Origin of the sequence: Stenotrophomonas sp. CASM114 (assembly GCF_049384325.1) — a bacterium.
Classification (GTDB): domain Bacteria; phylum Pseudomonadota; class Gammaproteobacteria; order Xanthomonadales; family Xanthomonadaceae; genus Stenotrophomonas; species Stenotrophomonas muris.
In genome coordinates this window covers 1-18,147 of record NZ_JBMRGJ010000001.1, presented here as the reverse complement: position 1 = coordinate 18,147, position 18,147 = coordinate 1, and the positions used below count along the sequence as shown (strand labels likewise).

The following is an 18,147-nucleotide window of genomic DNA, read 5'->3' as shown; positions in this document are numbered from 1 at the left end:
AACGGATGGGTGCAGCCGGACATTCTAAGCCTTGTCGCGCCCGCGGGCCCCTCCCCCCGGCCCCGCCTTCATCCAGGCCGGGTCATCTGGTTGTAAAATCAACGGTTTTTGGCCCCTCACCCCTTGATGGCGAACGCAGCGCAGCCGGTCCTGGGTGGACCGGAGTTCCTCCGCATGCTCGCCCGTCTCAGCGACGGCGCGATGCCGGCCACCAGTCCCGCCCTGACCGATCGCCTCGGCCAGTGGGTGGACTGGAGCCGCGCCGTGGCCCTGTCCGGGGCGCTCGGCGGACGCCTGCCCGAGCCCGGTGAAGCCGCCGAAGCGCTCGAGGATGTGCTGGCCGACTGCGCGCAGGCGCACGCCAGCCTGCTGGCCTCGATCAGTGAGGATGCCGAAGCCGAGCGCCTGCTGGACCTGGCCGAAGCCGCCGCTGTACCCAACTTCGCCTCGCTGCGCCAGCGCTATCGGGTGCTGCAGCAGGCCATCCAGACCGCCACCGGGCGCCTGCGCGGCCGCCTGCGCGACCAGCTGGTGCAGGTTTCGCCCGAGCTGGCGCGGCTGGCCGAGGTCGATGCGGTGATGGAACAGACCCTTACCCCGCGCGAGCACAGCCTGCTGGCCACGGCGCCGGCGGTGCTCGGCGCCCGTTTTGAACGCGTGCACGGCCAGCCCGGCTGGCGCGCGGCCTTCCGCCATGACATGCGCACCCTGCTGCTCGCCGAGCTGCAGCTGCGCTTCCACCCGATCGAAGGGCTGCAAGACGCCCTGCGCTCCCACTGACCGGAACACCATGTCCAGAACTGCTTTCCATGTCGTTGTTTTCCTTGTCGGCCTGCTGGCCGTGTGCTGGATCGGCATTGGCTACGTTTCGGTGCATCCGCTGGGTGCAGCGGTGGCGGCGATCATCGCGGCCTGCTACATCGCCGGTGGCGTGGAGCTGTATCGCTACCGCCAGGCCAGCAACGGCCTGCGCAGCGCGCTGAACGACCTGTCCAGCGCGAAGGAAAGCCTCGCCGCCTGGCTGGAACGCGTGCCGCTGGGCCTGCGCAACGCCGTGCGCCTGCGCGTGGAAGGCGAGCGCACCGCCCTGCCCGCACCGGTGCTGACCCCATACCTGGTTGGCCTGCTGGTGCTGCTGGGCATGCTCGGCACCCTGCTGGGCATGATGGACACGCTGCGTGGCACCGGCCTGGCGCTGCAGAGTGCGACCGACATGGCCGCGATCCGCGGCTCGCTGGCCTCGCCGGTGCAGGGCCTGGCGGTGGCATTCGGTACCTCGATCGCCGGTGTGGCCAGCTCGGCCATGCTCGGCCTGCTGGCGGCACTGCTGCGTCGTGACCGCCTGCAGGCCGTGCAGCAGCTGGACCGCGCCATTGCCGGCGACCTGCATCCGTACTCGCAGGCCTGGCAGCGCGCCGAATCGCTGCGCCTGCTGCAGGCACAGTCTGCGGCGCTGCCGGCGCTGGTCGACCGCCTGCAGGCGATGACCAGCACTTTTGAACAGCACAGTGCGGCCGCCAATGAGCGCCTGCTGGCCGGCCAGGCCGAGTTCCTGACCCAGAGCCAGGCCCTGCAGGAACGCCTGGCCGTCTCGCTGCAGCAGTCGCTGCGCGAAGGGGCCGAAGCCAGCGCCGCCGCCATCGGTGGTGCGCTGCAGCCGATGGCCGAAACCACCCTGGCTGGCCTGGCCCATCACGGCGAAGCACTGCATGCCCGCGTCGAGCAGGCCGTGCAGCAGCAGCTGGCCGGCCTGAGCGAGGGTTTCGAGCGCAGCTGCGTCGCCACCGAGGCCAGCTGGGCCAGGGTGGTGAGCGAGCAGACCCAGGCACAACAGGCGCTGGTCAGTGATCTGCGCCAGCACCTGCAGGCCTTCAGCGATGGCCAGGCCACGCATGCCGAAGCGCTGGTCACACGTATCGGCGAGCGCCTGCAGGCCGATGCACAGGACAATGCGGAGGCCTTGCGTGCTGCCGCCGAACAGCAGCAGGCACTGAACAGCGCGCTGGTCGAACGCCAGCAGCAGGCGTTGCTGGCCTCCAGCGAGCATCTGGACGCGCGCGCGCAGGCGCTGCTACAGGCGCTGGAGCAGCACCACAGCACCAGCCAGGCGCTGCTGCAGGACCACGAACTGCAGCGTTCGCAGCAGTGGCAGGCTGCGCAGGCCGCCGCCGCGGCCGCGCACGCCGAACTGCAAGCCAGCCTGGACAGCCGCGAGCAGCAGCGCCAGGCGCGCTGGGACGCGGTCAGCGCCGAGCTGCAGCAGGCCCACGCCGCGCTGCAGGCGCAGCTGCAGGCCGGCGACGAACAGCGCCTGCAGCGCTGGAGCGAAGCCTTGCAGCACGTTTCCAGCGACCTGGCCGAGCGCCTGCAGGCCAACGGCGAACACCTGGCTGCGCAGCAGCAGCAGGTCTGCGACACCCTGGCGGCCACCGCACAGCAGATCGGCGAGAACGGTCGCGCGCAGGCCAGCGTCACGCTGGCTGAAGTGTCTACCCTGCTGCAGACCGCCGCGGCCGCGCCCAAGGCTGCTGCCGACGTCATCAACGAGCTGCGCAGCACGCTGTCCGAGAGCCTGGTGCGTGACAACGCGATGCTGGAAGAGCGCGGCCGCCTGCTGGCCACCGTGCAGACCCTGCTGGATGCGATCAATCACGCTTCGCACGAGCAGCGCACCGCTGTGGACGCACTGGTCGGTGGCTCGGCCGAGCTGCTGGAGCGGGTTGGCAATCGCTTCACCGACCATATCGCCGCAGAGACCGGCAAGCTGGATGGCATTGCCGCAGCGCTCAACGGCAGCGCTGCCGAAGTGGGCCAGCTGGCCGGCACGTTCGGCGAAGCGGTCGCGCAGTTCGGCAGTGCCGCCACCGAGCTGTCCGGCCGCCTGGAACAGATCGGCGGCGCACTGGATGCCTCGCTGGCCCGCAGCGACGAGCAGCTGGCCTACTACGTAGCCCAGGCGCGCGAGGTGGTCGACCTCAGCCTGCTGTCGCAGAAGCAGGTGATGGAAGAACTGCAGCAGCTGGCCGCGCGCCGCGGCAAGGCCGGCAGCGCATGAGCGACGAGCTGGAGGTCGACGGCGGTTCGCATGCCCCGATCTGGGCAGCCTTCGGCGACCTGATGTCGGTGCTGCTGGGCGCGTTCGTGCTGATACTGGTCGGTGTGGTCGCCGTGCAGCTGGAGCTGTCGCAGCGACTGGACCAGGAAGTGAAACAGCGCCAGGCCGAAGCCAAGCGTCTGCAGACCCTGGAACAGGCGCTGGCGGGCCCGCTGGCGGCCGGTCGCGTGACGCTGGTGGATGGCCGCATCGGCATCAGCGGCAGCGTGCTGTTCGCGCTGAACTCCGACCAGCTGCAGCCGGAAGGCCAGGAGCTGCTGCGCAGCCTGGCCGCACCGCTGGCCGCCTACCTGGGCAGCCGCGAAGAGATCCTGATGGTCAGCGGCTTCACCGATGACGCGCCGGTGCGCGAAGGCAACCGGCGTTTCGCCGACAACTGGGAGCTGTCGGCGCAGCGCTCGCTGACCGTCACCCGCACCCTGATCGCCGATGGCGTACCGGCGGACGCCGTGTTCGCCGCCGCGTTCGGCAGCGAGCAGCCGGTCAGTTCCAATGCCAATGAGGAAGGCCGCGCACGCAACCGTCGCGTAGAGATCGCGCCGATTCCCAAGCCCAAGGCCCCGGATGCCAAGTAAGCCGCCAGCGCTCGAAGGCCTGCGCGCACTGGTGCGCGACCTTGATGCAGGGTCGCGCTCGCTGCCGCATTACCCGCAGGTGCCGATGCTGCAGCAGGTGCAGCGCGAGTGGTCGGAGCTGCGCAGCGAACTGCAGGTGCGCCGCTCCCTGCGCACAGAGGCCCCGGCTGACGGCGGCCCGCTGAACTCGGCGGTGCTGGTGCAGCGCATGCTGGACACGATGCAGGCCACCAGCCCCGGCTACCTGCGCCACTTCATCGACTACGTGGACACCTTGTCCTGGCTGCAGGCACTGCAGGATGGCGCCGCCAGCGGTGCGGATAGCGCAAAGCCGAAGCGCACGCGCAAGCCGCGCCAGGCGCCGAAGGAGTAGCGCCGGCCGCTGGCCGGCGGCTACGCGTCTCCGCGCGGGTCATGGGGTTGCCGGCCAGCGGCCGGCACTACCATCGCGGGTGCTCTGTGCGCCGCAGCGCGATCTGCGCTGCGCTTCGGTTCTGCCGTGGTAGTGCCGGCCGCTGGCCGGCATCACACCCAGACCGACCACGCATGCGGATACTCGCCAATCTGCCCAGCAAGACCGGCGCGTACCGGATTCCCCAGGATGTACAGCGCTTGCCGCGCCATCGACTCCTCGGCCCTCACGGCATGATCGAAGTAGCCGGGCTGCCACACCGTACTTCGACGGCCCGCCAAGCGATTCAGGGCAAGCGCGCTCGACGATTTCATCCGGCGTGCGATGTCTGGAAGGTGGGCTGCGCGCAGCTCGAACATCCAGTGGACGTGATCCGGCATGACGACCCATGCGTGTGACCGTACGAGCCCGCGCTGCTCGATGTAATCGAACTGGTCGATCACACATGCTGCTGCAGCTTCGCTTTCAAAGAGCCGGCGGCGCTGATGCGTGGTAGTTGTCAGAACGTAGACCTGGCCGATGATCGAGTGACGGCCCAGGCGGAGGCGATGGCTGCTCATGCGCCATGGTGGGTCGATCATTGCGCGTTGGCTGTCGGGCCATGGCTCGACGGGGGTTGGGAGATGTCTGAAGGTGAGTGAGGTTGCCGGCCAGCGGCCGGCACTACCAGCCGTCGGGGCTCAGCCGCGCAGGGTGGCGCCGCCGTCGACGTACAGGTCGCTCATCGCCACGTGCCCGGCCTGTTCCGAGAGCAGGAACATCACCGAGTGCGCGATGTCCTCGGGGGTGGCCAGCTTGCGCAGTGGAATGCCGGCCTTGTAGGTCTCCAGGCTGCCGGCGATCACCCGCTCGGCACCGTGCTCGTCCTGCCACATGCCGGTCTGCATCGGGGTCAACGTCGATCCCGGGGCGACGATGTTGCAGCGGATTCCCAGCGGCGCCAGCTCCAGCCCGAGGCAGCGGGTGAACATGGTGGCGGCGGCCTTGGATGCCGCATAGGCGGCCATCCCGTGTCGCGGCACACCGGCCGCATTCGAGCTGACGGTAACCATCGCGCCCTGCCCGCGCGGCGACATCACCCGCGCCAGAGCACGCCCGACATGGAACACGCCGTCGGTGTTCACCGCGAACACCCGGCGCCAGTCGTCATCGCCGGTCTCGGTCACGCCGCCCACATGCAGCACACCGGCCACGCTGGCGGCCAGCATGATCGGCCCGATGCTGGACTCGACCCGATCCACCAAGGCGTCGACGGCCGCACTGTCGGTCACGTCAAGAGCAAACGCCTGCACACGTGCATCCGCGAACATGGGTGCCTCGCGATCGGTCGCCACCACGGTGCAACCGGCCGCGGCCAGCAACCGTACCAGTGCCTCGCCGATGCCGCCGGCAGCGCCGGTCACCAGCGCCACACGACCATCAAAACCGGTCAATTGCATGTTGCGGTCTCCTGTTGCTCGTCCCAGTGGCGCAGCCGCGCCGACAACCACGGTGCCAGCTGCGCCACCGCATCGCGGCCGGTCAGTTCGGCGTGCAGGAACGGCAGTTCCAGTGCCTGCACCTTGCGCGCGTGGGTCCGCCACAACGCCGACTGCAGCTGTGGCCGCGCCTGGTGATCCCGGCCCGCGCGGACGTGCACCAGCGTGCCGTCGAATGGTTGGTGGATGTGCTCGCGGATCAGCCGGTTGGTACCGGTCACCGCGCGCACCACGCCGTCAAGCACCACATCCGGCAGGCTGCCCAGTGCACTCCCGCCGCGACGCAGGAACGCGAGTATGCGTTCACGACTGTCCAGTTCCGGATGCGCATCCGGGTCATGGCCGGCAATCGCCAGTAGTGCCCGCAGTGCGGCGACGGCGTCCGGTTCAGGCTCGGCCCGCCAGCACTCGCTGGGATAGGCGTCCAGCAGCACCAGTTCGCCGACGTCGCGGCCGATCTCATGCAGCCGCACCGCCATCGCCTGGGCGAGGATGCCGCCCACCGACCAGCCCAGCAGATGCACCGGCCCCTTCGGCTGCAGTGCGACCACGCGCCGTACGTATTCGTTGGCCATCGCCTCGATGCTGCTCGGCAGTGGCAGCCGCGCGTCCAGTGCCGGCGACTGCAGGCCATACACCGGGCGGGCTGGTTGCAGTGCCCGGGCCAGGGTGCGGTAGTTCCAGGCGATGCCACCGGCCGGGTGCAGCACGAACAGCGGCGTGGGCCCGGCAGCGTCGGTTGCGGCCAGCGCGATCACCGGCCCCAGCCCGTGATCGGCCAGCGCGGGTGGCGCGGCAATACGAACCGCCTGCGCGGCCACGGTGGGCTGGGCAAACAAGGCGCCCAAACCCAGATCGCAGCGCCAGCGCTGCTCGATCGCCAGCAGCAGGTGCACCGCCGACAGCGAGTCACCGCCGAGACTGAAGAAGTCCGCATCCACCGCCACCGGCGCCTCACGCCCAAGCGCCTGTGCGAACAGCAACGCCAGCTCCTGTTCCAACGGCGTGCGCGGCGCCAAGCCGGCAACTTCACGTTGCGGTGGCTTCGGCAACGCGTTGCGGTCGAGCTTGCCGTTGGCGGTCACCGGCCAGTGGTCCACACCAACGATGGCCGAGGGCACCATGTAGTCAGGCACACGCGTGGCGAGGTGGCTGCGCAGCATTACGGCATCGGCAAGCGCGGTCGGCACATAGGCCACCAGACGCGCTTCGCCGGGAGCATCCTGGCGTAGCAGCACTTCCACCCGTTCCATGCCCGGCAGTTCGCGCAAAGCCGCCTCGATCTCGCCCAGTTCGATGCGCAGGCCGCGCAGTTTCACCTGATGGTCGCTGCGGCCCAGGTACTCCACCGCACCATCGCGGCGCCAGCGCGCCACGTCGCCGGTGCGGTAGATGCGCTCGCCCGCCAGGAAAGGATCGGCAAGGAAGCGTTCGGCGGTCAGATCGTCGCGACCGAGATAGCCGCGTGCCAGCTGCACGCCGCCCAGGTACAGGTCACCGGCCACACCGACCGGCACCGGCTGCATCCGGGCGTCCAGCACGTACAGGCGGGTGTTCCAGACCGGGAAGCCGATCGGCACCGGCCGCGAGCGATCCTGCGCTGACGCCGGCCAATAGCTGACATCCACTGCGGCCTCGGTCGGGCCGTACAGGTTGTGCAGTTCTGCGCGCACGCGCGCATGGAAGCGGTCGCGCAACGCAGCGTCCAGCGCCTCGCCACTGGTGAATACGCGGCGCAGCTGCAGCCCTGCCGAAGCCGGCGCAGCGAGGAAGGCGTCGAGCATCGACGGCACGAAATGCGCCGTGGTGATGCCATGGCCCCGGATCAAGCGCGCCAGCTCGGTGGGATCGCGATGCGCGTCCGGCCCGGCAACCACCAGCGTAGCCCCGCACAGCAGCGGCAGGAAGAATTCCCAGACCGAGACATCGAAGGTGGCAGGGGTCTTCTGCAGCACGCGGTCATCGGCGCCGATGCCGTAGTGCTCGCGCATCCACAGCAGGCGATTGACGATCGCGCGGTGTTCGACGACCACGCCCTTGGGCTCGCCGGTCGAACCGGAGGTATAGATCACATAGGCGGCATCGCTGGACGCAGGATCCGCCCATGGCGCTGCAAAACTCAGCGCGGTCCACTGCTCCGGCGCGAGCACCGGCACACCGGCCATGCGCACCGATACGTCTGGCGCAGCCAGTACGCACACCGGCTGCGCCGACGCAAGAATACGTGCCAACCGCTCATCGGGATGGGCAAGGTCCAGCGGAAGATAGGCCGCGCCTGCGCGCAGCACCGCGACCAGCGCGAGCACCAGTTCCAGCGAGCGCGGCAATGCCACCGCGACTACGCTGCCCGGGCCGACGCCCATGCCGCGCAGTTGTGCGGCAAGCGCGAAACTGCGCGCTTCCAGCGTTGCATAGTCGAGCGTAGTGTCGCCGAACACCAGCGCCGGCGCGTGCGGATCCCGATCCATGCCCTGCTGCAGCAGTTCAACCAGGGTAGTCTCGGGAAGCGCATGCGCGGTGGCATTGAAACCGTGCAGCACCTGCTGCGCCTCCTCAAGCGTCGCCAAAGGCACGGCTGCGATATCGTCAGCCTGCAATGCTGCCGACACGAAATGCAGCAACCGCGCTGCATGCGCCCCGACATCCTCGCGACTGTACAGCGCGGGATTGGCCTCGATCTCCAGATCGAGAAGGTGCTGGCCATCGCCACGGAAGCCCAGTGTCAGATCATCCACCGGCCCGGTGCACAGCACCTCCAGCGTTGCCTGCGCGCCGGCCAGCGCCAGCGGCTTGTAGAACGGCTGCACATTCACCAGCGGACCGTGCAGGCGCTGCTGCGCGCCGACCAGCCCCAGGTCCCGGCGCAGCTGCTCACTGCGGTAACGGCCATGCTTGCGACCCTGGCTGAGCTGCCGGCCCAGGCCGCGGGTGAAGGCCTCGACGCTGCCCTCGCCGGCCGCTACGCGCAGCGGCAACACGTTCATCACCATCGCCGGCACCCGCGCCGACGCGTTGCCGAGCCGGCCCATGTAGGGCACGCCCAGCACCACTTCATCGGCGGCGCTCATCCGCCGCAGGTACTCGGCCGCCAGCGCGGCCAGCACATCCGGCCAGGGCTGCAGCCAACGTGCCGAGGCCTGCAGCAGCTGCTCACGGAAGGCCGCATCGAGCGGCCGCACCCAGCGCAGCGCATCGTCGCTGGCCGCCACGGTGCCTGCCAGGCCCACGCCCGCCGGCGCCCCCTGCAACTGCTCGCGCCACCAGTGCCCGGCCTGCGCACGACGCGGGTCGGCACGATAGGCGGCGTCATCCGCCAGCACGCCCGCCAGCCCTGGCAGCGGTTCAGCCATGCGACCGGCATGCAACGCGCACACGCGATCGGTGAACAGCGCCATGCCGTAGCCATCGGCGGCCAGATGATGCACGCGCAGGTACCAGACCCAGCGCTGCCCGCCCAGGTCAAACAACACCTGCTGGCTGATCCGGTCGCGGGTCGGATCGACCGCGCTGAGCCGATCGGCCTGCATCAGGTTGCGTGCCGCCGCGGTGGGATCCGCCGCGGTGGAAACATCGCGCACCGAAAGCAGCGGCACGTGTGCCGGGTCATGCCACTGCAGCGGCTGGCCATCGGCCCCTTCGGCAAAGCGCAATGCGAAGGCCTGGGCCTCGCCTGCAGCCTGGTCTGCCGCTGCAATGAACGCGGCCACGTCCAACGGGCCGTCGATCCACACCGCGTGCGCGGTATTGAATGACGGATTGTCCGGTGCCAGCCGCTGTGCGAACCACAGTCCGGCCTGGGCCTCGGTCAATGCCACCGGTGTGGCCAGCGCAGCGGCGTTCATGCGTTCTGCGCGGCCTGCAGTTGCTGCACCACAGCCCACCACTGGCGCAGCGTGGTGTGCTCGGCCAGCTGCGAGAACTCAATGGGCAGGCCGGTGTTGCCCCAGGCCAGGACCAGGCCGAGCATGCGCATCGAGTCCAGGTCCAGGTCGATCAGGTTGTCGTCGTCACCGATCTCGGCCGGAGCACATTCCAGCACGCGCGCCACGTCGGCACGCATCCGCTCCAGATCCAGCACGTCACCCGTGGCGGCCATCACAGCACCTCCAGCAACTGGTCGGTGGTCATCGGTACGCCACAGGTGCGGGCAATCCAGTGCAGGGCCTGATCGTGGTCGGCACGCGAGAAATCCGCTACCGCATCGGCCGCGATGAACGCCTCGATGTCGCGCTGGAAGGCTTCGACCACGGTGGCCGTGCAGCCTATATGCGCATACACGCCAATGACCAGCAGCTGGTCGCGTCCACGCACCCGCATCAGCGTCTCCAGGTTGCTGCGCTGGAACGCGCTGTAGCGGTGCTTCACCAGCACGTGCTCGCCAGGCTGCGGTGCCAGTGCCTCGATGATTGGTTCATGGTCGGCGCTGCGACGCATGCCTGGTCCCCACAGGTCGGCCTGCAGGCCACGGTCACGGCGGTCCTGGTCGCCATGCTGGGCGGTGTAGAACACCGGAATGCCGTGCGCGCGGCAATGCGCCAGCAGCCGTGCGATGTTGTCCACTGCCGGCCGCAGCGGTGCGTTGCCGGCGTCGAATGCGGCCAGGAAATAGCGCTGCATGTCGTGCACCAGCAGCGCGACACGATCGCGCTTCGGGCGCCACGGGCCGCGCGCCTGCGGCAGTTCGGCGGCAGTCGGCAAGGGGTAATCGGTGATACGGGGCAGCGCCATCAGCGCGTTCCTCCTGTCTGTTGCAGATGACGCGCACGCAACTGCGCGCGCAGTTCGCGGCGGCTGATCTTGCCGACCGCGGTGGTATCGAAGCTGTCGACGAACACGACCTGGTCCGGCACCTTGAACGCGGCCAGGCCGCGCCCGCGCATCCAGGCCTTCAGTGCCGGCGCCTTGAACGGCTCGCCCTGCGCAATCACGAACGCGCAGCTGCGCTCACCGAGATACTCGTCAGGAATGGAGACCACGGCGGCGTCGAACACGCCGGGGTGGGCCAGAAGGTGATCTTCGATCTCCTCGGCGGAGATTTTCTCGCCCGCCCGGTTGATGTGGTCACCGGCACGGCCCTGCACCACCAGGTAGCCTCCGGGCAGCTGCTGCACGCGGTCGCCGGTGCGGTAGAAGCCGTCGTCGGTGAACGAACGCGCATTGGCCACCGCATCGTTGTGGTAGCCACGGATGGTGTACGGGCCGCGGGTCAGCAGATGCCCTACCTCGCCTTCCGGCACCGGTTGGTCATGGTCATCGACCACGCGCACCTCGTCGTCCGGGCTGATCGGCCTGCCCTGGCAGGCTACGATCAGCTCTTCCGGATCATCCAGCCGTGTGTAGTTCACCAGGCCTTCGGCCATGCCGAACACCTGCTGCAGGGTGCAGCCCAGGCCGTCAATCACCCGCCGTGCGGCTTCCGGCACCAGTTTGGCCCCGCCTACCTGCAGTACCTGCAGGCTGGACAGGTCGTGCTTGCTGGTGGCGGCGGCCTGTGCCCACAACAGCGCCAGCGGCGGCACCAGCCCACAGCAGGTCACTTGCTCGCGCGCGATCAGCGGGAAGGCCGCATCCGGCCCCGGACCGGGGCTGAGCACTACGCGGGCACCGGCATACAGCGCACCGAAGAAACCGGGCGAGCTCATCGGGAAGTTGTGCGCGGCCGGCAGCGCGACCAGATACACGCTGTCGCGGTCGATGCCGCAGAGGTCATTGCTGGCACGGAACGAGTAGATGTAGTCGTCGTGGGTGCGTGGAATCAGCTTGGACAGCCCGGTGCTGCCACCGGAGATCTGCAGGAACGCCACCGACTGCGGGTCCGGGTCGGCCGGCAGCTGGTTGCGGTCTCCCTGCAGCGCCTCGAGCGCGGTGAACTCTGCTGCGTCGCCATCGATGACCACGTGGCGCAGCGCCGGCACCTCGGCCTGCAGCGCCCGCGCCAGCCCGCGATGATCAAAGCCATCGTGCAGGTCGGCAGTGATGTAGGCACTGGCTTCGGCCTTGTTGGCGAAGTGCACCAGCTCGGTGATGCGGTGCGCCGGCAGCGCGTACACCGGCACCAGGCCGGCGCGGAACAGCCCGCATACGGTGGCGATGAACCCGGCGGTGTTGCCCAGCTGTACCAGCACCCGCTCACCGGGTTGCAGGCCGAGTGCCAGCAGTCCGGCACCGATGCGACCGGCCTCGTGCCACAGCTGCGCGTAGCTCAGGCGCACATCGCCAGCGACCACGGCGATGTCATCAGCGTAGCGTTCCGCACGCTCACGCAGGAACGCCGGGAAGGTCTCGCCGCGCCAGTAGCCCGCCTCGCGATAGCGCGCCACCAGCGCATCGGGCCATGCCTGCTGCAGTGGCAGGCGGGAAGAAACAGTGGGCGTGTTCATGCAGCAGGCCCGATGACGGGCGCGGCGTCGTGGGCGCCCAACGCGTTCAACAGGGCGGCAAACTTCGCCGCGGTTTCGGCGACCTCGGCCTCGGGCTGCGACTGGGCAACGATGCCGGCGCCGGCGTACAGGCGCAGCTGCGTGCCCTGCAGGCGTGCGCAGCGGATCGCCACATACCAGTCACCATCCCCTTGCGCATCCAGCCAGCCGACCGCCCCGGCATAGAAGCCACGCGGCACCGGCTCAAGCTCGCGGATACGCTGCAGTGCCGCCAGCCGGGGTGTACCGCAGACCGCCGGCGTTGGATGCAACTGCGCCAGCAGCTCGGCCGCCGATGTCTGCGGATCCTTCAGGGTGGCGTGGATGCGGGTGCCGAGATGCCACATGCTGGCGGTGGCATGCAGCACCGGGCGCGGCTGCGCATCGATGTGGCTGCAGTACGGCGCCAGGCCCTCGATGATGGCCTCGACCACGTGGCGGTGCTCGTCATGGTCCTTGTTCGAAGCCAGCAGCGCCTGCGCGGCGCGCTCGTCCTCGGCGGCATCGGCACTGCGGCGCGCGGACCCGGCCAGCGGGTGCGACAACAGCTCGGCGCCACGCTTGCGCAGCAGCAGCTCCGGTGTTGCGCCGACCAGCCAGGCCGGTGCGTGCCCCGGTTCAACCGGAAGCGGCACCGCATAGGTCGCCACCGAGGGATCCGCGCCCAACCGCGCCAGCAGCACCTCTGGAGACAGCGCATGGCGGCTGTGCGCCAGCAGGCTGCGCGCCAGCACCACCTTGTGCAGGTCCTGGTCGGGCGCGCGCAGCGCCTTCACTGCCGCGGCAACCGCGGCTGCATAGTCCTGCGCTGCGGGCTCCGCCTGCAGCGGGCCCTGCAGCGCCGGCGCCGCCCGTGGTTGCAACGGCAGGGCCGGCAGCAGGCGCTCGGGCTGGTACAACGCGTCGTCGGCATGCGGTTCGAATGGCACCGCACCGACCAGCAGGCCCGGACCGCCACGCTGCTGGGCGAAGAAGGCCGCAACGCGCTCCGCCAGGGTTGCCAGCGCGCCACCCGGCAGCGCGAGGCGGCAACCGCGTGCGTGCACATGCTGGCCTGCGTGCTGCAGCAGGAACAGCGACGCGTCGTCAGTGCTCTCCAGCGGCGCGGGCGCAGCCTCCGGCCACGCGCCCTGCATCAGGGAATCGTTCATGGGGTCTCCTTCATCCGATGCGCTGCAGCCAGCGCGCACAGCAACAGCAGCAGCGCGCCGACCAGCAGATATGGCAGGCTGGGCCCGCCGCGATACAACAGCGTGCCGAGCATCGGCCCGGCCACCATGCCCAGCCCCTGCGCGGCAGCGACCGTGCCCGCTGCGGCACCCTGCTCGTGCGCTTCCACCGCGTCGGCGGCCAGCGCCTGGAACGAGGGGAATACGAAGCCCATGCCGAACGCGGCCAGCGCGTACGCCGCCGGCAACTGCCAGCCCTGCTGCACGCCCGCCACCGAAGCAAAGCCAATGCCGGAAATCAGCGCGCCGAGGATGATCCAGCGGCGCGGATGCACCTCCAGCTTCATCACCAGCGCCTGCGCCAGGATCAGTCCGATGCCGACCGCGGTCAGCGCGATGCCGGCCATGCGTGCACCAGCGGCAGCATCCAGGCCCAGGCGATCAATCGCGAAAAAGCCCACCGTCACCTGCGCGATGGTCACCGAGACCATGGCGATGAGCGCCGCCAGCTGCGGCAGGCGCAGGCGCGGGTCGAGGCGGCTCATCGGCGCGCGGCGCTGTGCGGACGCGCCAACCACCGGCGGTGTAGCCGGCAGCCGCCAGGCCAGCAATGCCAGTGCCAGCAGCGGCAGCAACGCGGCCACGTACAGCGCCAGCGAAAGGTTGGTATAGGCAAGCCAGCCGGCAGCGGCCGGCCCGAGCACCATGCCCAGCGCATTGGCGCTGCCCAGTCGGGCGAGGAATTTCGCACGTTGGCCGGTCGGTGCCTTGTCGGCGATGAGCGCGGCTGCGGTGGGCGGCACCGCCGCGTAGAACAGGCCGATCAGGCCTCGCGCACCGACCAGCACCAGCACCGATACCAGTACCGGCGGCACCGCCTGCAGGGCAACGTCGATGAACACCGCCAGCGCGATGTAGACCACGGTGTAGGCGCTCATCGCCAGCATCAGCACGCGCTTGCGGCCGATGCGGTCGCTGAGCTGGCCCCAGGGGCGCGCGGCCAGCATCCACAACACGCCTGCGGCGGTGACCGACAGGCCGGCATGCCACTCGGACAGCCCGAGCATGCGGACCACCGGACCGATCACGGCGACGAAGGACATCATCGCCATGGTGCCGATCAGGGCGGCCACTACCAGCGCCGGCAAGCCGGGAACGACGGGACGTGCGTGCATGGAACACCAGCCGTAACAGGAAGGGATCGCCGGGCGCACCTGCGCCCCGCCCGGCGCCGGCCCTGCTCAGGACCGGACGCCATCCTCAAATGATAACGGCTCGTATTTGCATTTGATACCCATTCTCTTGAACGGGCACGCAACAGCGACTTCAGCGCACCGCGCGCAGGCCCAACAGGCCACGGCGCTTGAACCACCATTCCAATGGCAGCGTCACCAGCGGCGGGATGGCTGCCAGTAGCGCCAGCGCACTGGCCCACCACGGCCAGCGCAGGCGCAGCGCCGCGAACAGCGTCACCGCCACATAGAGCAGGAACGCCACGCCGTGCAGGGGTCCGAACAGCTTCACCAGGGCCACGTTGGCCATGGGGCCGTACTTCATCCACATGCCGATGAGCAGGCCGGCCCAGGTCACGGCCTCGATGAAAGCGACCGCGGCGAACAGGCGTCCGCTCGGGTGCATGGGGGAACGTTGGGTCACACGGGGCTCCGGCAGCGGGGGTATCAAATGCGAATGATACGCAGAGGCGAGCCACGTATGGAGTCGAGCCGTGCTCGACTGTTGGAGCGTGTCCACCAAGGTGGACACCTACCGGAGCGTGTATGGCAGAACCTGCTCCCCGATCTCACGCAACACCGCGTCCATCGGCCGCCCGTTGTCGACCAGATTGAACATCACGTGCGCCACGCCCTGCCCATGCACGCGCAGCAGATAGTCACGCAGGCCATCGCGGCCGACCTTCAGGCCCAGCGGCAGCGGCTCAGCTGGCGCCTGCGGATCTGCCTGCAGATCCAGCAGCATCGACTGCACGAACGGCTTGCCTGGGCCACCACGCTGCACCAGCGCCTGCTGCCACAGGCCGATGCGCCCCTCCTGCGCGGCCTCCTCACGATGATAGGTGGCCCAGCCTTCGGCCTCGCGCGCGATCCACTGCAGGCTCTGCCGCGCGGTACCCACCACCAGCATCGGGATGCGGGTTGCCGGCGCCGGCAGCACGTCGAAGCCACCCGTGGCCTGCAGTACGGCGGTCCGCGCATCGGCCTCCGGTGACAACGCCGCGCGCAGCAACGTCCAGCGCTCACGGAAGGTCGTCGCCCTGCCCTCCAGATCCTCGCCGAAGGCGGCGAATTCTTCCGGGCGGTCACCCGAACCCAGGCCCAGCACGAACCGCCCTGCACTGATCCGGTCCAGGCTCAAGGCCGACTTCGCCACCTGCAACGGCTGGCGCAACGGCAACACGATGGCGGCGGTACCGACCACGATGCGCGTGGTCGCGGCGGCCAGCATGCCCAGCCACAGGAAGGGGTCGTCCAGCGCGCTCGCCGTCGCGTCCGGGCCCTGCGGCACCATCAGCGGTACATCGCGCGCCCACAACGCGGCGAAACCAAGATCGTCGGCCAGCCGCGCAATGCGCCGCGCCGCGCCCGGATCGGCCAGCCCATGCGCCGCAACGGGCGTCATCAGGCCCAGGCTCAGTCCCTGTTGCGGAAACAACGAAGCGTAGGCGGGATTGAATTCACTCATGGGACCAGCTTAGCGTGCAGGCAACCGGCGACGATGACACGCCACACACCACATGAAGATCGCTGCATGCCGAGGATCCGCCCCGCCCACATCGATGACCTGCCCGCGATGAGCGCGGTATGCCTGGCCGCATTCACTGCGGCCGTCGCGCCCTCGCTCAGCGCGGCCGGCATTGCTACGTTCGGCAGTGTCGCCGCCGCCGATGCGTTCGCTGCACGCCTGCAGGGTGACAACCACATCCTGGTGGCCGAGCAGGATGGCCGCATCCTCGGCGTGGTAGAGCTGAAGGAAGGCCGCCACCTGGCGATGCTGTTCGTCGATCCCGCCTGCCAGGGCCAGGGCATCGGCCATGCCCTGTTCGAAGCCGTGCTGCCGCACCTGCGCACACCGGTGCTGACCGTGCGCGCCTCGCTCAACGCAGTGCCTACCTACCTGCGCTATGGCTTCGTGCTGGACGGTGATGTCGGCGAGTTCAACGGGCTGGTGTACCAGCAGATGGTGCGGGCAGCCGCCTGAGGGCAGCGGGTGTCATGCCCCGCTGCACGGCCGATATAAGCAAACTGAATCAGCACACTCCCCGGCCATTCCTACAATGGACTGTCCCCCCTTCGAGATGCCGCCGATGCGCGTCGCGCTTTCCGTGTTGCTGCTGGCTTCGGCGCTGAGCGCCTGCACCCCGGCCCCGGTGTCCACCGCCAGCTCCGCCGAGGCGCCCGCGCCGGCGTCCGCCATCGCCTGGCGCCAGGGCGATGTGGACGATGCCTTCGCCGAGGCCGCCGACAGCGGAAAGCCGGTGCTGCTGTACTGGGGCGCGGTCTGGTGCCCGCCGTGCAACCAGCTCAAGGCCGGCCTGTTCAAGGACCCGGCGTTCATCGCGTTGACCGGCAAGTTCGTGCCGGTCTACCTGGATGGCGACGAGGAAGGGGCACAGGCTTGGGGCGAACGCTTCGGGGTGCGCGGCTATCCGACCCTGATCGTGCTGGACCCACAACGCAATGAGCTCACCCGCGTGGCCGGCGGCAACGACGCGGCCGAACTGACCCGTGCGCTGACCGTCGCGGCCGGGCGCCGCAGCGCCATCGCCGCCACCCTGGCGACGGCACTGGCCACGCCGGACAGGCTGGCCGCCGAAGACTGGCAGGTGCTGGGCGATTACGGCTGGGAAGTCGACGCCAACCGCCTGGCCGGCGAGCGCAAGAGCCAGGATGTGCTGCGCCAGCTGTCCAAGGCCGCACCCGACGCGGCGCTGCAACGCCGCTTCGCCCTGCTGGCCCTGGCCACCGCCGACACGCCCGCCAGCTCGCCCACCGAGGTGCGTGAGCTGCTGCAGGCAGTGCTGGCGCAACCTGCCGAAGTCCGTCGTAACCGCGAACTGCTGGGCTACGCGGGCGCGACGCTGGTCAAGCAGGCCAGCGCCGGCCCGGCCACCAGCAACACGCTGGGGCAGCAGCTGCTGGTCGCACTGGAGCGCGCAGATGCCGAGCGCGGCAACCGTGCCGACGACGCGCTGTCGCGTGCGCTGACCGAAGTGTCGCTGGCCCGTCAGCAGCAGCCAAACGGCGCACTGCCCGCGGCCCTGGTTGAGCGGGTCAAGCAGCGGGTGGTCGCTGCCGATGCCGCCGCCACCGATGCGCATGCACGCCAGGCGACGATCAGCAGCGCGGTCTACGCACTGCGCCAGGTCGGCGACGACGCGGGCGCCGAGGCGCTGTTGCTGGCCGAGCTGAAACGCAGCGAACAGCCGTACTACTACATGCCCGAGCTGGCCGAACTGGCCGAGCAGCGCGGCGACACCGCCGGTGCGCTGGAGTGGCTGAAGCGCGCCTACGATGGCGCGCAGGGCCCGGCCACCCGCGTACAGTGGGGCGTGCTGTACGTGGAGGGCCTGTTGAAGCTGGCGCCGGATGATGCACCACGCATCGAGCAGGCCACCGCCTCGCTGATCGCCGAACTGGAAGCGCAGCCGTCGGGCTACCACCAGCGTACCCGCCAGCGTTTCGAGCGCCTGGCCGGGCAGTTGAAGACGTGGAGCGGCAAGCACCAGGGCGCCGAAACACTGGCGCGGCTGCAGCAGCGGATGCAGCAGGCGTGCGGGGAACAGGTTGATGGTGCGTGCAAGGATTGGTTGAGTTGATGAAGGCGCTGGCGGCTGGTTCGCCTGCCGGCGCTTTCGTTGATCCGTGTGGGAGGGGGCGGGGGCCGCTGGCCAGGACACGCAAAAGCCCCTCCATGGTGCTCGATGGCGCCAAGGATGGCGCCAACGGTCCTGTCCAGCGGCC

At 69.5% G+C, this 18,147-nt stretch carries 16 protein-coding genes; 6 read left to right on the top strand and 10 right to left on the bottom strand.

Translation table 11 applies throughout. The features are described from left to right. Nucleotides 1–126: 126 nt before the first annotated feature. From VG566_RS00080 to VG566_RS00065, 4 genes are read left to right on the top strand one after another with little or no spacing between them, the layout of a single operon-like run. Nucleotides 127–780 carry a DUF3348 family protein gene (locus VG566_RS00080; protein WP_241884001.1) on the top strand — a complete coding sequence of 218 codons (654 nt, stop codon included), beginning with the start codon at nucleotides 127–129 and terminating at the stop codon, nucleotides 778–780. 10 nt (nucleotides 781–790) lie between these two features. Further along, nucleotides 791–3,055, top strand: coding sequence for a DUF802 domain-containing protein (locus VG566_RS00075; protein WP_241884002.1), 2,265 nt, complete (start codon nucleotides 791–793; stop codon nucleotides 3,053–3,055). Then, nucleotides 3,052–3,690: an OmpA family protein gene (locus tag VG566_RS00070; RefSeq protein ID WP_005409939.1), complete on the top strand. Its 639-nt coding sequence runs from the start codon at nucleotides 3,052–3,054 to the stop codon at nucleotides 3,688–3,690. Before VG566_RS00075 ends, VG566_RS00070 begins: the two co-directional genes overlap by 4 nt. Further along, a complete protein-coding gene (locus VG566_RS00065) occupies nucleotides 3,680–4,063 on the top strand; it encodes a DUF2894 domain-containing protein (RefSeq protein WP_180835193.1) in 384 nt (127 codons plus the stop codon). The genes VG566_RS00070 and VG566_RS00065 overlap by 11 nt, the downstream gene beginning before the upstream one ends. Nucleotides 4,064–4,215: 152 nt before the next feature. Here VG566_RS00065 and VG566_RS00060 read toward each other — a convergent pair whose 3' ends face one another. The 10 genes from VG566_RS00060 to VG566_RS00015 form a co-directional block, all read right to left on the bottom strand. Further along, nucleotides 4,216–4,662 carry an REP-associated tyrosine transposase gene (locus VG566_RS00060; RefSeq protein WP_164165835.1) on the bottom strand — a complete coding sequence of 149 codons (447 nt, stop codon included), beginning with the start codon at nucleotides 4,660–4,662 and terminating at the stop codon, nucleotides 4,216–4,218. Nucleotides 4,663–4,782: 120 nt separating this feature from the next. Then, nucleotides 4,783–5,541: a 2,3-dihydro-2,3-dihydroxybenzoate dehydrogenase gene (locus VG566_RS00055; protein ID WP_241884003.1), complete on the bottom strand. Its 759-nt coding sequence runs from the start codon at nucleotides 5,539–5,541 to the stop codon at nucleotides 4,783–4,785. Beyond that, entirely contained in the window at nucleotides 5,532–9,422 is a 3,891-nt protein-coding gene (locus tag VG566_RS00050; protein ID WP_241884004.1) for an enterobactin synthase subunit F, read from the bottom strand. Before VG566_RS00050 ends, VG566_RS00055 begins: the two co-directional genes overlap by 10 nt. After that, nucleotides 9,419–9,676 carry a phosphopantetheine-binding protein gene (locus tag VG566_RS00045; protein ID WP_032962506.1) on the bottom strand — a complete coding sequence of 86 codons (258 nt, stop codon included), beginning with the start codon at nucleotides 9,674–9,676 and terminating at the stop codon, nucleotides 9,419–9,421. Before VG566_RS00045 ends, VG566_RS00050 begins: the two co-directional genes overlap by 4 nt. Then, entirely contained in the window at nucleotides 9,676–10,308 is a 633-nt protein-coding gene (locus tag VG566_RS00040) for an isochorismatase family protein (protein WP_241884006.1), read from the bottom strand. Before VG566_RS00040 ends, VG566_RS00045 begins: the two co-directional genes overlap by 1 nt. After that, nucleotides 10,308–11,960, bottom strand: a complete 1,653-nt coding sequence (locus VG566_RS00035; protein ID WP_049439392.1) for a (2,3-dihydroxybenzoyl)adenylate synthase — start codon at nucleotides 11,958–11,960, stop codon at nucleotides 10,308–10,310. The genes VG566_RS00040 and VG566_RS00035 overlap by 1 nt, the downstream gene beginning before the upstream one ends. Beyond that, entirely contained in the window at nucleotides 11,957–13,150 is a 1,194-nt protein-coding gene (locus VG566_RS00030; RefSeq protein ID WP_241884008.1) for an isochorismate synthase, read from the bottom strand. The genes VG566_RS00035 and VG566_RS00030 overlap by 4 nt, the downstream gene beginning before the upstream one ends. Next, the gene (locus VG566_RS00025; protein WP_241884010.1) at nucleotides 13,147–14,343 is read right to left on the bottom strand and encodes an MFS transporter; all 1,197 of its coding nucleotides are present in this window, start codon (nucleotides 14,341–14,343) and stop codon (nucleotides 13,147–13,149) included. Before VG566_RS00025 ends, VG566_RS00030 begins: the two co-directional genes overlap by 4 nt. A 151-nt stretch (nucleotides 14,344–14,494) precedes the next feature. Beyond that, nucleotides 14,495–14,806, bottom strand: coding sequence for a DUF3817 domain-containing protein (locus VG566_RS00020; protein ID WP_041863547.1), 312 nt, complete (start codon nucleotides 14,804–14,806; stop codon nucleotides 14,495–14,497). Between the two features lie 126 nt (nucleotides 14,807–14,932). Then, a complete protein-coding gene (locus tag VG566_RS00015; RefSeq protein WP_241884012.1) occupies nucleotides 14,933–15,868 on the bottom strand; it encodes a TIGR03571 family LLM class oxidoreductase in 936 nt (311 codons plus the stop codon). Between the two features lie 66 nt (nucleotides 15,869–15,934). Here VG566_RS00015 and VG566_RS00010 point away from each other — a divergent pair, with 66 nt between their 5' ends. Together VG566_RS00010 and VG566_RS00005 are read left to right on the top strand one after the other, a co-directional pair. After that, nucleotides 15,935–16,384 (top strand): GNAT family N-acetyltransferase, encoded by a 450-nt coding sequence (locus VG566_RS00010; RefSeq protein ID WP_032962518.1) that lies wholly within the window; start codon nucleotides 15,935–15,937, stop codon nucleotides 16,382–16,384. Between the two features lie 97 nt (nucleotides 16,385–16,481). Next, nucleotides 16,482–18,002 carry a thioredoxin family protein gene (locus tag VG566_RS00005; RefSeq protein WP_164165828.1) on the top strand — a complete coding sequence of 507 codons (1,521 nt, stop codon included), beginning with the start codon at nucleotides 16,482–16,484 and terminating at the stop codon, nucleotides 18,000–18,002. Nucleotides 18,003–18,147: the final 145 nt, after the last annotated feature.

What these genes read in the sequence shown, in the direction of transcription:
- VG566_RS00080 (WP_241884001.1), top strand. Translation starts at nt 127, where the DNA reads ATGGCGAACGCAGCGCAGCCGGTCCTGGGTGGACCGGAGTTCCTCCGC.
- VG566_RS00075 (WP_241884002.1), top strand. Translation starts at nt 791, where the DNA reads ATGTCCAGAACTGCTTTCCATGTCGTTGTTTTCCTTGTCGGCCTGCTG.
- VG566_RS00070 (WP_005409939.1), top strand. Translation starts at nt 3,052, where the DNA reads ATGAGCGACGAGCTGGAGGTCGACGGCGGTTCGCATGCCCCGATCTGG.
- VG566_RS00065 (WP_180835193.1), top strand. Translation starts at nt 3,680, where the DNA reads ATGCCAAGTAAGCCGCCAGCGCTCGAAGGCCTGCGCGCACTGGTGCGC.
- VG566_RS00060 (WP_164165835.1), bottom strand. Translation starts at nt 4,662, where the DNA reads ATGAGCAGCCATCGCCTCCGCCTGGGCCGTCACTCGATCATCGGCCAG.
- VG566_RS00055 (WP_241884003.1), bottom strand. Translation starts at nt 5,541, where the DNA reads ATGCAATTGACCGGTTTTGATGGTCGTGTGGCGCTGGTGACCGGCGCT.
- VG566_RS00050 (WP_241884004.1), bottom strand. Translation starts at nt 9,422, where the DNA reads ATGAACGCCGCTGCGCTGGCCACACCGGTGGCATTGACCGAGGCCCAG.
- VG566_RS00045 (WP_032962506.1), bottom strand. Translation starts at nt 9,676, where the DNA reads ATGGCCGCCACGGGTGACGTGCTGGATCTGGAGCGGATGCGTGCCGAC.
- VG566_RS00040 (WP_241884006.1), bottom strand. Translation starts at nt 10,308, where the DNA reads ATGGCGCTGCCCCGTATCACCGATTACCCCTTGCCGACTGCCGCCGAA.
- VG566_RS00035 (WP_049439392.1), bottom strand. Translation starts at nt 11,960, where the DNA reads ATGAACACGCCCACTGTTTCTTCCCGCCTGCCACTGCAGCAGGCATGG.
- VG566_RS00030 (WP_241884008.1), bottom strand. Translation starts at nt 13,150, where the DNA reads ATGAACGATTCCCTGATGCAGGGCGCGTGGCCGGAGGCTGCGCCCGCG.
- VG566_RS00025 (WP_241884010.1), bottom strand. Translation starts at nt 14,343, where the DNA reads ATGCACGCACGTCCCGTCGTTCCCGGCTTGCCGGCGCTGGTAGTGGCC.
- VG566_RS00020 (WP_041863547.1), bottom strand. Translation starts at nt 14,806, where the DNA reads ATGCACCCGAGCGGACGCCTGTTCGCCGCGGTCGCTTTCATCGAGGCC.
- VG566_RS00015 (WP_241884012.1), bottom strand. Translation starts at nt 15,868, where the DNA reads ATGAGTGAATTCAATCCCGCCTACGCTTCGTTGTTTCCGCAACAGGGA.
- VG566_RS00010 (WP_032962518.1), top strand. Translation starts at nt 15,935, where the DNA reads ATGCCGAGGATCCGCCCCGCCCACATCGATGACCTGCCCGCGATGAGC.
- VG566_RS00005 (WP_164165828.1), top strand. Translation starts at nt 16,482, where the DNA reads ATGCCGCCGATGCGCGTCGCGCTTTCCGTGTTGCTGCTGGCTTCGGCG.